The sequence below is a fragment of the Bradyrhizobium sp. 6(2017) genome, assembly GCF_011058295.2.
Lineage (GTDB): Bacteria > Pseudomonadota > Alphaproteobacteria > Rhizobiales > Xanthobacteraceae > Bradyrhizobium > Bradyrhizobium septentrionale.
The window spans coordinates 5,481,555-5,497,706 of sequence record NZ_CP049289.2; the positions used below are offsets into that span (position 1 = coordinate 5,481,555).

The following is a 16,152-nucleotide window of genomic DNA, read 5'->3' on the forward strand; positions in this document are numbered from 1 at the left end:
ACGCTCACTCCGCTGCCGTCAGCATTCGGCCCGACGCCAACCGCGAGCATTCCGCCATCACGGCAGAGGCCCGCGCGATCGGGTTGGTCAGATAGAAATCCTCGACGGTCGGCTTGAACGCCGCCTTGTCGACGCTGCCGCCCTTGCCCGCTAGCGCCTTGACGTCATCAGCCTTGCCGGCCTCGATCTGGTCCAGCCGCATCAGATGCGGATAGGTCTTGAACATCGCCTGGCGGAGCGCCTGCAGCGAGTCGAACGGCAGCTTCTTGCCGAGCACGTCGGACAGCGCGCGGATGATCGCCCAGTCCTCGCGGGCCTCGCCCGGCGGGAATGCGGCGCGGTTGGCGATCTGCGCCCGGCCCTCGGTGTTGACGTAGATGCCGGATTTCTCGGTGTAGGCCGCGCCCGGCAGGATGACGTCGGCGCGATGCGCGCCCTTGTCGCCATGGGTGCCGATATAGACCACGAAGGTGCCGTCCGGCGCCTTGATCTCGTCGGCGCCGAGCAGGAACAGCACGTCGAGCGTGCCGAAGGTGGTCATCTGCGCCGTGGTCAGGCCGCCGGTCGCCGGCGAGAAGCCGATATCGAGCGCACCGGCGCGCGAGGCGGTATCCTGCAGCACGGCAAAACCGTTCCAGCCGTCCTTCAGCGCGCCGACATCGACGGCGAGCTTGGCGGCCTGCGTCAGCACCGCGGCGCCGTCATGCCTGGTGTAGGCACCGGCGCCGACCAGGATGATCGGGTGCGTGGCGTTCTTCAGCACATCGGCAAAGGAGTGCTTGCCGGCCACGAGATCGGCCAGCGTGTCGGTGCCCGCACCGAGATAGTCGTGGTCATAGGTGAAATCGGCCTTGGCGCCGATCATGCCGACCTTGAGGGCGCCGGTGCGCCAGCGCTTGCGGATCCGCGCGTTCAGCACCGCGGCCTCCTTGCGCGGATGCGAGCCGATGATCAGGATCGCGTCGGCCTGGTCGATGCCTGCAATGGTCGGGTTGAAGATGTAGGAGCCGCGGCCGGCCTTGGCGTCGAACGCGTCGCCGCCCTGCACCGCCAGATTGACCGAGCCGAACTTCGCCAGCAGTTCCTTCAGCGCATACATTTCATCGACCGCGGCGAGATCGCCCGCGATCGCGCCGATCCGCTTGCCGTCAATGCGGCCGGCCTTGGCAGCAATGGCCGCAAAGGCTTCCTGCCAGGTCGCCGGCCTGAGCTGGCCGTTCTCGCGGACATAGGGCCGATCGAGCCGCTGGGTGCGCAGGCCGTCGACGACGTGGCGGGTCTTGTCGGAAATCCACTCCTCGTTCACCGCCTCGTTGATGCGCGGCAGGATGCGCATCACCTCGCGGCCGCGGGTGTCGACGCGGATCGCGGAGCCAACGCCGTCCATGACGTCGACCGACTGCGTCTTGCCGAGCTCCCAAGGCCGCGCCGCGAACGCATAGGGCTTCGAGGTCAGCGCGCCGACCGGGCAGATGTCGACGAGATTGCCCTGCAGCTCCGAGCTCAGCGCCTGCTCCAGATAGGTGGTGATCTCCATGTCCTCGCCGCGCCCGGTCGCGCCCATTTCCGGCGCGCCGCAAACTTCGGCGGAGAAGCGGACGCAGCGCGTGCACTGGATGCAGCGGTTCATCGAGGTCTTGACCAGCGCGCCGAGATATTTGTCCTCGACCGCGCGCTTGTTCTCGGCGAAACGGCTGGTGTCGACGCCGTAGCCCATCGCCTGGTCCTGCAGGTCGCACTCGCCGCCCTGGTCGCAGATCGGGCAGTCCAGCGGATGGTTGATCAGCAGGAACTCCATCACGCCTTCGCGCGCCTTCTTGACCATCGGCGAGCGGGTCGTGATCTCCGGTGGCTCGCCCTTCGGACCCGGACGGCAGTCGCGCACGGCCCAAGCGCAGCTTGCGACCGGCTTCGGGCCGCCCTTCACCTCGACCAGGCACATCCGGCAATTGCCGGCGATCGACAGCCGCTCGTGGTAGCAGAAGCGCGGAATCTCGGCACCGGCCGCCTCACACGCCTGCAGCAGCGTGTACTCCGGCGGCACATCGATCTCTTTGCCATCGATGATGATCTTGCTCATGTCTGTCTCAGGTCTTTCCGAGCTTGCAGTCGGGCGGTGCGACGCTGGCGGTTTTCAGTGAGGTCTTCACCCATTGCTGGGTGTCGGTGCCGTAGGTCGCGAGATAGGCGGGCTGCGCCTGGTTCTTCTCGCAAAGAAACGGCAAATGCGGCTTCAGATCGTAGTCACAGGACGCCTGCCATTCGCGCTTGTCCGCGAATGCAGCAAAGGTCTCCTCGCAGGCATAGAGGAAGTACGAGACGAAGCTCTCATACTGCGACCGCTCTTCGCGACCGCCGGCCTTGATAGCCTCGTAATCGGGCTGCGCGAATTTCGGGTTCTTGAAGGCGAGATCGGTGTAACCCAGAAACGCCGTGCGCGCAGCGGAGGCGCGGCTCGACCAACGGATCTCGTTGATCTGCAGCAGGACGGCGCAAAAGCCGAGCAGCGCCACGGTCGCGTGCGCCATCTGCGCAAACGTCCCGTATCTCTGCCACCATGCGGCCTTTTGCGTCATCGCCGTCATTACTCCGCAGCTACCATGTGCACGGGATCGCGAACGCCCTGATCGTCGAGATCGGCCTTGTGCGAATACTGATCGATCCGCTCTTCAATCTCATGACGGAAATGCGCGATCAGGCCCTGGATCGGCCAGGCGGCGGCGTCACCGAGCGCGCAGATGGTGTGGCCCTCGACCTGCTTGGTGACCTCGAGCAGCATGTCGATCTCGCGCTTGTGGGCGCGGCCGTCGGCCATGCGGGTCAGGACGCGCCACATCCACCCTGTGCCCTCGCGGCACGGCGTGCACTGGCCGCAGCTCTCATGCTTGTAGAAATAGGAAATGCGCGCGATCGCCCGGATCAGGTCGGTCGACTTGTCCATCACGATCACGGCCGCGGTGCCGAGGCCCGAGCGCAGCTTGCTCAAGCTGTCGAAATCCATCGGCGTGTCGATGATCTGCTCGGCCGGCACCATGCGCACCGACGAGCCGCCGGGGATCACGGCCTTCAGATTGTCCCAGCCGCCGCGGATCCCGCCGCAATGCTTCTCGATCAGTTCGCGGAACGGAATCCCCATCGCCTCTTCGACGTTGCAGGGCCGCTCGACATGGCCGGAGATGCAGAACAGCTTGGTGCCGACATTGTTCGGACGGCCGATGGCGGCGAACCAGGCGGCGCCGCGGCGCAGGATGTCGGGCGCGACCGCGATCGACTCGACGTTGTTGACCGTGGTCGGGCAGCCATAGAGGCCGACATTGGCCGGGAACGGCGGCTTCAGCCGCGGCTGGCCCTTCTTGCCCTCGAGGCTCTCGAGCAGCGCGGTTTCCTCGCCGCAGATATAGGCGCCGGCACCGTGGGCGACATAGATGTCGAACGGCCAGCCGTTGATGTTGTCCTTGCCGACCAGCTTGGCCTCATAGGCCTGGTCGATCGCCGCCTGCAGGTGTTCGCGCTCGCGGATGAATTCGCCGCGGATATAGACGTAACAGGCGTGCGCGCCCATCGCGAAGCTCGCGAGCAGGCAGCCCTCGACCAACAGATGCGGATCGTGCCGCATGATCTCGCGGTCCTTGCAGGTGCCGGGCTCCGACTCGTCCGCGTTGACGACGAGATAGCTCGGACGGCCGTCCTTGGACTCCTTCGGCATGAAGGACCACTTCATGCCGGTCGGGAAGCCCGCGCCGCCGCGGCCGCGCAGACCCGAGGCCTTCATCTCGTTGATGATCCAGTCGCGGCCCTTGTCGATGATCCCCTTGGTACCATCCCAGGCGCCTCTGCGGCGCGCGCCCTCCAGGCCCCAATCATGCAGGCCGTAGAGGTTCTTGAAGATGCGGTCCTTGTCGTCGAGCATGCTCAAAACTTTCCGAACATCACCGATTGGCTTGGGAGTAAGCGAGCCCGGCGGCGCAGCCGCCGAACACGATGGCCCACAACAGGCTGGATTCCAGCGTCGCGCTCAGGCCGTAACGTTGCAGCAGGAACATGAAGCCGGCCGCGACAGAAGTATGGAGGGCGATCGTGCGCCAAGCCTTCATCGCAGCCCTCCCCGTCCCGTTTGCCTGCACCTGAGTGGCCGCCATCAGGTCGTTTCCTTCAGCGTGGTCGGACCGCCCGCGGGGGCCGAGAACTGACGGTCGACCTGCGGGCCCGGCTTCGGCGGATTGCCGGCGGCAAAACCGTCGAGCACCTTGCCGAAGCTTTCCTTGGTCAGGTCCTCATAGGTGTCCTTCCAGATCAGCACCATCGGCGCGTTCACGCAGGCGCCGAGACACTCGACCTCTTCCCAGGAGAAGTTGCCGTCCTTCGACAGCTGGAACGGATCATGATGGATGCGATGCTGGCAGACCTCGATCAGGTCGGCGGCGCCGCGCAGCCGGCACGGCGTGGTGCCGCACACCTGCACATGCGCCTTCTTGCCGACCGGCGAGAGCTGGAACATGGTGTAGAAGGTCGCGATCTCCAGCATGCGGATATGCGGCATCTCGAGCAGGTCGGCGACGGCGCGGATCGCGGCTTCCGACACCCAGCCGTCATGCTGCTCCTGGACGCGCCACAGGATCGCGATCGCAGCCGAAGCCTGGCGGCCCGGCGGATATTTCTCGATCTGCTTCTTGGCCCAGGCGAGATTCTCGTCCGTGAACGTGAAGCTCGCGGGCTGCAATTCCTTCGGGGCAAGGCGGCGGACGGACATCGATCAAACTCTCATTGCGGGCGGTGCGGATGCGGACATCATCACCGGTCGACTTCGCCGAACACGATGTCCAGCGAGCCAAGGATGGCGGAAACGTCGGCCAGCAGATGGCCCTTGCAGATGTGATCCATCGCCTGCAGATGGGCGAAGCCCGGCGCGCGGATCTTGCACTTGTAGGGCTTGTTGGTGCCGTCGGCGACCAGATAGACGCCGAACTCGCCCTTCGGCGCCTCGACCGCGGCATAAACCTCGCCGGCCGGCACGTGCACGCCTTCAGTGTAGAGCTTGAAGTGATGGATCAGCGCTTCCATCGAGCGCTTCATGTCTCCGCGGCGCGGCGGCGCGATCTTGTTGTCCTCGACCACGACCGGGCCCTGCCCGTCCGGCGCCTTCAGCTTCTGGACGCACTGCTTCATGATGCGCACCGACTGACGCATCTCTTCCATGCGGATCAGATAGCGGTCGTAGCAGTCGCCGTTCTTGCCGATCGGAATGTCGAAATCCATCTCGGCGTAGCACTCGTAAGGCTGCGATTTGCGCAGGTCCCAGGCCGCGCCCGAACCGCGCACCATCACGCCGGAGAAACCCCACTCCCAGGCTTCCTTCAGCGGCACCACGCCGATGTCGACGTTGCGCTGCTTGAAGATGCGGTTGCCGGTCAGCAGCGTATCGAGATCGTCGACGACTTTCAGGAACGGATCGCACCATGCATCGATATCGTCGATCAGCTTCGGCGGCAGGTCCTGGTGCACGCCGCCGACGCGGAAGAACGCCGCGTGCATGCGCGAGCCCGAGGCGCGCTCATAGAACACCATCAGCTTTTCGCGCTCTTCGAAACCCCACAGCGGCGGGGTCAGCGCGCCGACGTCCATCGCCTGGGTGGTGACGTTGAGCAGATGCGACAGGATGCGGCCGATCTCGCAATACAGCACGCGGATCAACTGGCCGCGACGCGGCACCGTGATGCCGAGCAGCTTTTCCGCCGCGAGGCAGAACGCATGCTCCTGATTCATCGGCGCGACGTAGTCGAGCCGGTCGAAATACGGAATCGCCTGCAGATAGGTCTTGTGCTCGATCAGCTTCTCGGTGCCGCGATGAAGCAGGCCGATATGCGGATCGACGCGCTCGACAACTTCGCCGTCGAGCTCCAGCACGAGGCGCAACACGCCGTGCGCCGCCGGATGCTGCGGACCGAAATTGATGGTGAAGTTGCGAAGATTTTGCGGTTGCTCGTTCATGGCTTCGGCTCCGCCTTGGCCTTCTCGTCACCGGGCAGCGGATAGTCCGCGCCTTCCCAGGGCGAAAGGAAATCGAACTTGCGGAATTCCTGGTTGAGCCGGACAGGCTCGTACAGCACCCGCTTCTCCTGGTCGTCGTAGCGGACCTCGACGAAGCCGGTGAGCGGGAAGTCCTTGCGCAGCGGATGGCCGTCGAAGCCGTAATCCGTCAGCAGGCGGCGCATGTCCGGATGACCGGTGAAGATCACGCCGTAGAGATCGTAGGTCTCGCGCTCGAACCAGTCGGCGCCCGGGAACACGCCGATGATCGACGGCACCTGCGTGGTCTCGTCGGCCTGCCCGCGCAGCCGGATGCGGGCGTTCAGTGTCGGCGATAGCAGATGGTACACGACGTCGAAGCGCTTTTCGCGGCTCGGATAGTCGACCGCGGTCGCGTCGGTGAAGTTGACGAAGCGGCAGTTCGGATCGTCACGCAGAAAAGTGACGACGTCCACGATTCTGCCAATCTCGACGTCGATAGTGAGTTGATTGAAGGCGACCGAGTGCGCGGTGGCGGCGCCCGGAAGCGCGCTCACGATCGTCTGCCCAAGGGCGTCGAGCTTGCCGTCGTCCATGCCTGAAACCTTAGCGTTCGATGGTGCCGATACGGCGAATCTTCTTCTGCAGCAGCAGCACGCCGTAAAGCAGCGCTTCCGCCGTGGGCGGGCAGCCCGGCACGTAGATGTCGATCGGCACGATGCGGTCGCAGCCGCGCACCACCGAGTAGGAATAGTGGTAGTAGCCGCCGCCATTGGCGCAGGAGCCCATCGAGATGACGTAGCGCGGCTCCGGCATCTGGTCGTAGACCTTGCGCAGCGCGGGCGCCATCTTGTTGGTCAGGGTGCCCGCGACGATCATCACGTCGGACTGCCGCGGCGAGGCACGCGGCGCAAAGCCGAAGCGCTCGACGTCGTAGCGCGGCATCGAGACCTGCATCATCTCGACTGCGCAGCACGCGAGACCGAAGGTCATCCACATCAACGAGCCGGTACGCGCCCAGGTGATGAGGTCGTCGGCCGCGGCGACGAAGAAGCCCTTGTCGGACAGCTCGTGATTGACCTCAAGGAAGAACGGATCATTGGCGCCGACCGGCCTGCCGGTCGACGGATCGATGATTCCTTTCGGAGCCTGCGCGATCGCCGGCTGCGAGGATGCGGCGGTGGGGCTCAATCCCATTCGAGCGCGCCTTTCTTCCATTCATATGCAAACCCGACCGTCAGCACGGCCAAGAAGACCATCATCGACCAGAAGCCGGTCGCGCCGAGCTTTCCGAACGCCACCGCCCAGGGGAACAGGAACGCCACTTCGAGGTCGAAGATGATGAAGAGGATCGCCACCAGATAGAAGCGGACGTCGAACTTCATGCGGGCGTCGTCAAAAGCGTTGAATCCGCATTCATAGGCGGACAGCTTTTCCGGGTCGGGCGACTGGAACGCGACCAGGAACGGCGCGATCAGAAGCGCCAGACCGATCAGGCTGGCGACTCCGATAAAGACCACAAGTGGGAGGTAATTCTGCAGGATGCCGGTCATCGGCGAGGCCTTCTTGCTGCGGTTTCGGACGCGCCGCAGATTCGTTGATTGGAATTGTTCTTGAGGCTTTAGCGCAGCGCAACAGGGGGCGCAAGACAAGCTATTTTGACGCTTTTACCGTCCTTCCCGCGGGCCCTCGGCCCGATCAGGCGGCAGCACTTGCCTCAATCGACAACGCTGCGTCGGCCATCTGGTGCCCTGCGCGCTCGCCATATCAGCCCAGCTCGCGCTCGGCGGTGAGCATCTCGGCGGCGATCTCCGTCAGCCGGTCGACATGTCCGAGCAGCAGCGCAAGTTCCTGTGGGGTAAGCTGTTCCAGCAGGAGCCGGTTTCGCTCCTGCGCACCGGCCACGATCGCGTCATGGGCGGCGAGGCCCGACTTGGTCAGCGAGACCAGGGTTTCGCGGTTGTCGCGCGGGTTGGCCGCCTTGGCCACCAGCTTGCGCGCGACGAGCTCGGCGAGCGCCCGGCTGATCTGCCCCTTGTCCATGCCGACCGCTTCGGCCAACCGCACCACGCTCATCGGCGGCCGCCGGCCGAGCGAGGCGACCAGACCGAACTCGACCGAGGACAGCCCCGCGAGCCGCTTGTAACGCAGCATCGCACCGCGCTTGAGCAAATTCGCCAGCACCATCAGCCGCGACGACATCATCGCGGTGATCGGCGCCAGCTCGGCGTCGACCACGGCTTCCGGCGGCAACGCCCTCTCCGTCCTGAGCTTCTCGGTCATCGCCAACCTCTGCCAACAAAGCCGCGCGCTGCCAAGCTAGTCGAGATCGTTGACATTGTCATCGATATATCGTTGACTTCATCAACGACAGCACGACCGCGGGCACCAGACCAGCGGCGGGAGGAACAACATGACGATCACCCAGCGGGACCGCGATCTCGGCACGGCCTATGCGATGAAGCCGCCCACCACCCGGACCGAGCTCACCTCGGTCGTCCGCGGCACGCCGATGGGTGAGCTGCTGCGGCGCTACTGGCATCCGGTCGGCCTCGCCGGCGACGCCACCGATATCCCCAGAAAAGTCCGTGCGCTCGGTGAGGATTTGATCCTGTTCCGCGACCGGCATGACCGGATCGGACTGCTGCATGGCCGTTGCTGCCATCGCGGCACCACTCTCTATTACGGCAAGGTCGAGGAAGACGGCATTCGCTGCTGCTATCACGGCTGGAAGTTCGACACCGAAGGCCGCTGCCTCGAGCAGCCCTGCGAGCCCGAAGGCGGCCTGTTCAAGGACAAGGTGCGCCAACCCTGGTATCCGGTGCAGGAACGCTACGGCCTGATCTTCGCCTATATGGGACCGGCCGAGAAGAAGCCGGTGCTGCCGCGCTACGAATGCCTCGAGACCATGGATGATGGCGAGTTCGTCGAGGCCGACGATTCCTCGATCGGCGGCGGCGGCCCGGCCGTGATCCCCTGCAACTGGTTGCAGCATTTCGAGAACGTCGCCGACCCCTACCACGTGCCGGTGCTGCACGGCTCGTTCTCAGGGCCGCAGTTCACCACCATGATGGCCTCGATGCCCGAGGTGAAGTTCGAGATGTCGCCGCGCGGCGTCGCGGTGCGCTCGATCCGCCGGCAGGACGACGGCAGGGTGTTTTATCGCGTCACCGAGGTCGCCCTCCCCACGCTGCGCGTCGTGCCCAATCCGCGGGTCGCGCAATTCGCCCGCGTCGAATCAATCGGCTGGACCTAGCCGATCGACGACACCTCGTTCCGCATCTATGTCGCCGGCCGGGTCAAGAACGCGGGCGATATCAGCCGCATGCGCTCCAGGTTCAACGACAAGTTCTGGTGGGACATGACCGAGCAGGAGCACCAGCAATTCCCCGGCGACTACGAGGCGCAGGTCGGCCAGGGAGCGGTGACGGTCCATTCGGAGGAGCATTTCGGCCAGAGCGACCGCGGCATCCTGATGATCCGGCGGATGCTTGGCGAGCAGCTCGAGGCGCTCGCCGCCGGCCGCGACCCGATCGGCGTGTCGTTCGACGCCGAGGCCGGGCCGGTCGAATTCGAAGCGGGGAATTACATCCGAGAGGCGTAAGGGCCGCGTGCGACCAAGCAACAACAAAGTTCATCAGGGGGAAGCATGGTCGATCTCGCACCGCAGGCGGCTGCGCAAGCGCAAGCCGGCGCCAGGCCTGCCGGGCGCCGCTACTACGTCCTCGCTCTGCTGACGATCATCTACGCCCTCAACTTCCTCGACCGCACGATCTTCAACGTGCTGATCGAGCCGATCAAGAAGGAGTTTTTCCTCAGCGACACCACGATGGGCCTGCTCGCCGGGTTCGGTTTCGTGCTGTTCTACTCGCTGCTCGGCATTCCCATCGCGCGGATGGCCGATCGCCTCAACCGCCGTAACATCGTCGCTTGCGCCTTCGCGTTCTGGAGCGCGATGACCTATCTGTGCGGCCTCGCCTCCAGCGTCACGACGCTGGCGCTGGCGCGGATCGGCGTCGGCATCGGGGAATCCGCGGGCACGCCGGCCTCGCAATCGATGATCGCCGATCTGTTCGACAAGAACGAACGGCCGCGCGCGCTCGGCATCTATGCGATCGGCACCTATCTGGGCGTCTTCCTCGGCTATTTCATCGGCGGCTATGTCAACCAGCACTATGGCTGGCGGATGGCCTTTTTCACCGCGGGCCTGCCGGGCATCGCGCTCGCCGCCGTGCTGTGGCTGACGATTTCAGAGCCTGCGCGCGGCGCGATGGCCGAGACCTTCAAGGCCGAGCCGATCGGGCCGACGCTGCGTTTCCTGATATCGCAGCCGAGCTTCGTCATCGTCTTGGTCGGCTTTTGTCTCACGACCTACACCAACTACGCCACCGCAGTGTGGATCCCGCCGTTCCTGGCGCGTATCCATCATCTCACCAGCGCCGAGATCGGCACCTATGCCGGCACCTTCAAGGGTCTTTCCGGCATGGCGGGCACCTCGTGGTGGCGCAGATCAGCCGCCGCGACGACCGCTGGAAACTGTGGGCGCCTGCGATCATGTCCGGCCTCGCCGGCCCGGTGTTCGCGCTGTGCATGCTGACGCCGAGCTTCGCGCTGATGGTCGCTACGCTGGCGCTGACCTCGTTCCTGGTCGGCTTCCATCTCGGCCCGATCTTCGCCATTGCCCAGACCGTGGCAAAGCCCAGCATGCGCGCGCTGGCCTCCGCGATCGTGCTGCTCACCGCGACCTGCTTCGGCCAGGGCATAGGCCCCCTCGCCGTCGGCATGATCAACGACGCCCTGAAGGGCGCGTACGGCGCGGACGCCGTTCGCTACTCGCTGCTGTCGGCGGCGGTGACGACGACGCTCGGCGCGCTGCTGTTCGTCTTGGCCGCGCGCTCGATCCGATCGGACATCGCGCGCGCCAGTTAAGCAGCCATGAAGGCCAGCAGGTCGGACATCAGGCGTGCGCTGTGCGTCAACGGCAGAGCGTGCGGCGCGCCTTCGTAGACGGAAAGCCTGCTGCCCTTGATCAGCGCCGCGGTCCTCGCGCCGGTCAGTTCGAGCGGCGCGCTGGCATCCTTGTCGCCGTGCACGATCAGCGTCGGGCGATCGATCGCCCTCGCCGCCGCGCGCAGATCGGCAAAGGAGATGGTCTTGCGGCAGGCCAGCGCCACCGGCAGCGGCACGCTCAGCATCATCTCCCTGATCCAGGCCCGCGTGACCTCGGGCGTATCGGGCATGAAGAACGGCGCTTCGTTCTCTCCCATCCATCTCGGGAAGTCCTGCGCGATGGCGGCATTCTGGGCGTCGATCATCGGCTTCGGAACCGCGTCGAGATTGTCCTCCGTCTGCACCAGGAACGGCGTGGTCGACGCCACCAGGACCAGCCGCGCGATGCGATCCGCGCCGTGGCGCGCCAGATAGTTCACCGCCTCGATCGATCCCATCGAATGCGCGACCAGTGTCACGTCGCGCAGGTCGCGCTGCTCGATCACGGCGGCGACGTCGTCGGTCAGCGTGTCGAGATCGTAGCCCGTCATCGGCATGTCGGAGCGGCCGTGCCCGCGCCGGTCAGGCGCGACGCAGCGATACCCCTTCGCATTGAGCGCCACGATGTGACTGCCCCAGACGCTGGAATTGAATGTCCAGGCGGCGAGGAACAGCACCGGCCGGCCTGCACCCCAATCCTGGACGAACAGCGAGGTCCCATCCCTCGCCGTCACGCGCGACGGGCGCACCGGCTGCGGCGGCGTGGTTTGCGCGTCGGCAGGCGCTGCCGCGGCGAGAGCGGTGCCAAGCAAAGTTGCTTCGAGGACTGTTCGACGATTCATCTCAGATCTCCCTTGCGGATCGGCCGTGACGTGGACGCCACCCATAGACCGATCATCGCAAAGCGAGGTCGTGCCCGCGATTACGCGCGAGGTAATTCGGGCTGGCGACGCCAGTCCTACGCGGGTTTTACCTGTTCGTATTTTCTGTGAAGGCCGCCACGACGTTCCGATAGCGCTTGCTGCCGGCGAACGTCTCGCCATTGTCCATGCGCAGGACAAAGTCCCCCGCCGGGCGATGCTCGACTGCCACGACCCGCGCTGGATTCACCAGTCTCGCCCGATGCACGCGGACAAGGCCGAACGGCTGGAGCCGATCCTGCTCGCGCGCCAGCGTGCTGCGGATGAGACGGCGTCCGCTGGGAAGACTGAATTCGACATAGTTGCCGGCGGACGTCACGGCCACGATGTCGCGGGGATCGATCCGAAAGCTCGTCGCGCCATCCCGCAGCCAGAGGCTGGGGTTGGCGGCGTCGACGGGCGGCTCGGCCACCGGCCGTGCCGCCACCTCGGCCGGCAGCGCCGGCGCCCCTGGTATCACCGCCCCCCTGCGATCCATCAACCAGATCACCACAGCCACCATCACCGACGAGACAATGTCCTTCCGGAACTCATGCGGAAATGCCGTCATCCAGTGAAACGCATAGACATCGGCCAGCAACAGCTTGCGCAACCCGACCATGGTGACGAGATGCGCGAACGCGTAGAGCAGCGTCGCCGCCCCCGCCAGCGTGACCGCCATCACGCGGCTGCGCCCAAGACGCAATTGTGCGACGCCGCTTCGCAGCAGCGGCAGAAACAGGATCCATGCAACGGCACTCGTCACCTCGAGCAGCACGGGCACGCGCAATGGCGCGAACCCCGCGGACGGCTTGAACTCGTTCACCGAGGAGAAGACGTTGACCATGCCGCTCGCCACGATCAGCAGCGCCACCCAGCCATAGGCCAGCATCGATGCGCGCCCCGCCCCGCTCCATCGCGTCGCCGTCACATCGGGTCGATTTTCGTCCCTGGAATCGGGTTGCTCGTCCCAAGCCCGCTCGACGCGACGACCTGTCACCGGTTCAATGGAATTCTCTGGCTGCGTCGTGGGCATGTCGGGATGGAATAGATGGTGCAACTCGTCAGGTCATCTGCCCCGGTGGTTAGGTCGGGGACCCAATTGCGATCCGTCACTCAAGCCGGTCTTTATCACAGGCAAGCGAACGTCGTCCCGCAAAGCAGGATGGCGAGCCGTCCGGACGGCGTGAAAATCGGCTCTGCTCACGGACCGGTGACCGGCCGATGAATCGTCGCAAACTCCTGATCGGCGCGGCCCTGACGCCGGTGGCGCACTGGATGGTGCCGAGGCCGGTTGCCGCAGCGCAAGGCGCGAGCATTTCGTCGCAAATGCTTCGGCGAACGCGCCCCTCGGATGCTGAATGGCCGTCGGCAGCCAGTTGGAACCGGCTCAACGAGCAAACCAAGGGGCGGCTCATGGCGGTAAAGTCGCCGCTCGTGGCGTGTCAGGACAATCCTGCCGGCGCGGCTTGCCGCGATGTGTTCAAGGGGCTCAAAAATCCCTACTACATCGGCGATGACGCGGCGCTGACCCAGACCACGGGCTATCTCGACGCCTGGGCGTCGCAGCCGAGTGTCTACGCGGTCGCAGCGCGCAAGACCGCCGATGTCGTCGCTGCCGTCAATTTCGCCCGCGACAACAATCTGCGGCTGGTCGTCAGAGGCGGCGGCCACTCCTATCTCGGCACATCGAGTGCACCGGACTCGCTGATGATCTGGACGCGGGCGATGAACGACATCACGCTGCACGAGAGCTTCGTCGCGCAAGGCTCTGAGGATCCGCCGCAGCCGGCCGTCACCGTCGGTGCCGGCGCGATCTGGATGCATGTCTACAACGAGGTGACGACCCGGAGTGGCCGCTATGTCCAAGGCGGCGGCTGCGGAACCGTCGGCGTCGCGGGGCTGGTGCAGGGCGGCGGCTTCGGCAGCTATTCGAAGAACTACGGCACCGCCGCGGCGAGCCTGCTGGAAGCCGAAATCGTCACCGCGGACGGTGTCGTCCGGATCGCAAATGCCCGCAGCAACCCGGACCTGTTCTGGGCCTTGCGCGGCGGCGGCGGCGGCACCTTCGGTGTCGTCACCCGCCTGACGCTGCGGACCCATGAACTACCCGATGTGTTTGGCTTCGCCTCCATGACGATCCAGGCCGCTTCCGGCTCATCATTCCGCAAGCTCGTCGGCGCGTTCGTCGATCTCTACGCCGACCGCCTGCATGACCGCCATTGGGGCGAGATCGTCAACATCAAGCCCGGCAATGTGCTCGACATCCAGCTCTCGTTCCAGGGGCTAAGTAAGCAGCAGGCCGACGAACTGTGGCAGGCCTTCATTCGCCTCGTGAGCGAAGCCGGGGGCGAATTCGCCTTCACCCGTTCGCCGTCGATCCGCACAGGTCCGGCAGCGCGCCGCTGGGACGCCGCCTATATCAGGCAGCGCGCGCCGCAGGCGATCCTGTCCGACGACCGTCCCGGCGCGCCGGCGGAGAACGTGTTCTGGGCCGCCAATCTGAGCGAAGCCGGGCATTTCATTCATGGCTTTGAATCGCTCTGGCTTCCGGCCTCGCTGCTGGGCGGTGTGGAGCGCCCGCGCCTGGTCGAAGCCCTGCTCGCGGCCGCACAGCATGCGACAGTCGAACTGCACTTCCAGAAAGGGCTGGCCGGCGGATCGGAGGCTGCAATCGCCTCGGCGAAAGAGACCGCGACGAACCCCGCTGTGATCGACGCGTTCGTGCTCGCAATCATCGCGAGCGAGGGCCCGCCGGCCTATTCCGGCCTCAGCGGCCACGAGCCTGATCCGGCCGACGCGCGCAAGAATGCCGCGGGGATCGCGAAGGCCGTCGGAGAACTCAGAAAGGTCGCGCCGGATGGCGGTGCCTATCTTGCGGAAAGCAGCTTCTTCGAACCGAAATGGCAGCAGGCCTATTGGGGGGCGAACTACACGCGGCTTCTGCAGATCAAGCAGCAGTACGATCCGGGCGGCCTGTTCTTCGTGCGGCACGGCGTCGGCAGCGAGGATTGGAGCGACGATGGATTTGCGCGGCTAGCGGCACATCAATGAGAGATCGCCGCGCTCACTCCGTCACGTCAGCTTGCCGGTATATTTCTCCAGCGCCGCCCAGGCGTCCGCGCCATAGGTCTTCTGCCACTGCGTGTAGAAGCCGGCCTTCACCAAGGCTGCCCTGAACTGCACCGGATCGGGCTTGTTGAACGTCATGCCCTTCTCGGTCAGCTCGGCCTGCAACGAGCGGTCCATCGCGACCAGGTCGGCCCGCTCCTTCACGGCGGCCGCATCGAACGCAGTGTTGATCATCTCGAGCAGATCGGGCGGCAGGCTCGCCATCGCGCGGCGGTTGCCGATGATCCAGTAGCCGCTCCAGCAATGGTTCGACAGCGCGCAGTATTTCTGCACCTCGTAGAGCTTTCCGGTCGAGACCTGCGCTAGCGGATTCTCCTGCCCCTCGACGATGTGGGTCTGCAGCGCCGAGTAGAGCTCGCTGTAGGAGATGCTCGACGGCAGCGCGCCGAGCCCGGAGAACAGCGAGGTCAGCAATGCCGTCACCGGCACGCGGATCTTAAAACCCTTGAGATCGTCGACGCTGCCGAGCTGCCGGCTCGACGATGACGTGATCTGGCGGAAGCCGTTGTCCCAGACCTTCTTCATCGGCACCAGGCCGGTCTTGCCGATCGCCTCGCGCACGGTCTCGCCGACGCCGCCATCCATCGCGGCCCAGACCTGGTCGTAGGACTGGAAGGCGAAGCCGATGCTCGGCAGGCCCGACAGCGGCACCAGGATCGACAGGGTCAGGCTCGGCGCCGCCATCAACTCGATACCGCCGGCGCGGACCTGCGACAGCATTTCGGGGTCGCCGCCGAGCTGGCTGTTGGAAAACACCGTGATGTTGACCTGGCCGGCCGACTGCTCGGCCACTGCCGTGGCGGCCTCGACGAGACGGATTGTCAACGGGTGGGTTTCCGGGGTGTCAACGCCGAGCTTAAAATCGAACTCGGCGGCGGCAACGGCTCGTTTGCCAAACATCGCCGCAGCGACCGCACCAGAGCCAGTTCCCAACAGGCCCCTGCGGGTCATCTTCATTGTTTTCATTATTGTTTTTCTCCGGGGCGCTGTCCCGCGCGTGTGGCCAGTTTCAGCCCTCCGCCTGTGTGATGCAAGGCACGGTGAAACCAATCCTCCGGTGGCACGAAACCATTTCAGGGAACTCACGAAACGATCCGGAAACAGATCGGCCTTACCAGTAGCTGCC

The 16,152-nt window shown here is 65.2% G+C and carries 14 protein-coding genes and 2 pseudogenes; 3 read left to right on the plus strand and 13 right to left on the minus strand.

Annotated features, from left to right (window positions below):
* Positions 1-4: 4 nt before the first annotated feature.
* The 10 genes from nuoG to G6P99_RS25735 form a co-directional block, all read right to left on the minus strand.
* Complete coding sequence (gene nuoG / locus G6P99_RS25690) at positions 5-2,080, minus strand: NADH-quinone oxidoreductase subunit NuoG (protein ID WP_029080762.1); 2,076 nt, start codon at positions 2,078-2,080, stop codon at positions 5-7.
* 7 nt (positions 2,081-2,087) lie between these two features.
* The gene (locus G6P99_RS25695; RefSeq protein ID WP_156928563.1) at positions 2,088-2,576 is read right to left on the minus strand and encodes a hypothetical protein; all 489 of its coding nucleotides are present in this window, start codon (positions 2,574-2,576) and stop codon (positions 2,088-2,090) included.
* A gap of 8 nt (positions 2,577-2,584) precedes the next feature.
* Positions 2,585-3,910, minus strand: a complete 1,326-nt coding sequence (gene nuoF / locus G6P99_RS25700; protein ID WP_029080760.1) for an NADH-quinone oxidoreductase subunit NuoF — start codon at positions 3,908-3,910, stop codon at positions 2,585-2,587.
* Between the two features lie 19 nt (positions 3,911-3,929).
* Positions 3,930-4,139: a hypothetical protein gene (locus G6P99_RS25705; protein WP_029080759.1), complete on the minus strand. Its 210-nt coding sequence runs from the start codon at positions 4,137-4,139 to the stop codon at positions 3,930-3,932.
* A complete protein-coding gene (gene nuoE / locus G6P99_RS25710) occupies positions 4,139-4,750 on the minus strand; it encodes an NADH-quinone oxidoreductase subunit NuoE (protein WP_029080758.1) in 612 nt (203 codons plus the stop codon). Before nuoE ends, G6P99_RS25705 begins: the two co-directional genes overlap by 1 nt.
* Positions 4,751-4,791: 41 nt before the next feature.
* Positions 4,792-5,988, minus strand: coding sequence for an NADH-quinone oxidoreductase subunit D (locus tag G6P99_RS25715; RefSeq protein WP_165123845.1), 1,197 nt, complete (start codon positions 5,986-5,988; stop codon positions 4,792-4,794).
* Positions 5,985-6,602: an NADH-quinone oxidoreductase subunit C gene (locus tag G6P99_RS25720; RefSeq protein WP_029080756.1), complete on the minus strand. Its 618-nt coding sequence runs from the start codon at positions 6,600-6,602 to the stop codon at positions 5,985-5,987. The genes G6P99_RS25715 and G6P99_RS25720 overlap by 4 nt, the downstream gene beginning before the upstream one ends.
* 10 nt (positions 6,603-6,612) lie before the next feature.
* On the minus strand, positions 6,613-7,203 hold the full coding sequence (locus G6P99_RS25725; RefSeq protein WP_029080755.1) for a NuoB/complex I 20 kDa subunit family protein: 591 nt from the start codon (positions 7,201-7,203) through the stop codon (positions 6,613-6,615).
* The gene (locus G6P99_RS25730; RefSeq protein WP_018271860.1) at positions 7,194-7,559 is read right to left on the minus strand and encodes an NADH-quinone oxidoreductase subunit A; all 366 of its coding nucleotides are present in this window, start codon (positions 7,557-7,559) and stop codon (positions 7,194-7,196) included. The genes G6P99_RS25725 and G6P99_RS25730 overlap by 10 nt, the downstream gene beginning before the upstream one ends.
* A gap of 214 nt (positions 7,560-7,773) precedes the next feature.
* A complete protein-coding gene (locus tag G6P99_RS25735) occupies positions 7,774-8,289 on the minus strand; it encodes a MarR family winged helix-turn-helix transcriptional regulator (protein ID WP_051346207.1) in 516 nt (171 codons plus the stop codon).
* Positions 8,290-8,419: 130 nt separating this feature from the next.
* On the opposite strand from G6P99_RS25735, the pseudogene G6P99_RS25740 reads away from it, so the two are divergent.
* Positions 8,420-9,610: pseudogene (locus G6P99_RS25740) on the plus strand (Rieske 2Fe-2S domain-containing protein).
* Positions 9,611-9,655: 45 nt separating this feature from the next.
* A pseudogene (locus G6P99_RS25745) lies at positions 9,656-10,935 on the plus strand (spinster family MFS transporter).
* On the opposite strand, the gene G6P99_RS25750 reads toward G6P99_RS25745, so the two are convergent.
* Together G6P99_RS25750 and G6P99_RS25755 are read right to left on the minus strand one after the other, a co-directional pair.
* Complete coding sequence (locus G6P99_RS25750) at positions 10,932-11,837, minus strand: alpha/beta fold hydrolase (protein ID WP_029080752.1); 906 nt, start codon at positions 11,835-11,837, stop codon at positions 10,932-10,934. The pseudogene G6P99_RS25745 and the gene G6P99_RS25750 overlap by 4 nt on opposite strands.
* Before the next feature lie 127 nt (positions 11,838-11,964).
* A complete protein-coding gene (locus G6P99_RS25755) occupies positions 11,965-12,930 on the minus strand; it encodes a LytTR family DNA-binding domain-containing protein (protein ID WP_084518447.1) in 966 nt (321 codons plus the stop codon).
* A gap of 188 nt (positions 12,931-13,118) precedes the next feature.
* Between G6P99_RS25755 and G6P99_RS25760 the strand changes: the two genes are divergently transcribed.
* On the plus strand, positions 13,119-14,948 hold the full coding sequence (locus G6P99_RS25760) for an FAD-binding oxidoreductase (protein ID WP_029080751.1): 1,830 nt from the start codon (positions 13,119-13,121) through the stop codon (positions 14,946-14,948).
* A 21-nt stretch (positions 14,949-14,969) separates the two neighbouring features.
* Here G6P99_RS25760 and G6P99_RS25765 read toward each other — a convergent pair whose 3' ends face one another.
* Entirely contained in the window at positions 14,970-15,926 is a 957-nt protein-coding gene (locus G6P99_RS25765; protein ID WP_084518446.1) for a TRAP transporter substrate-binding protein, read from the minus strand.
* Between the last annotated feature and the right edge of the window lie 226 nt (positions 15,927-16,152).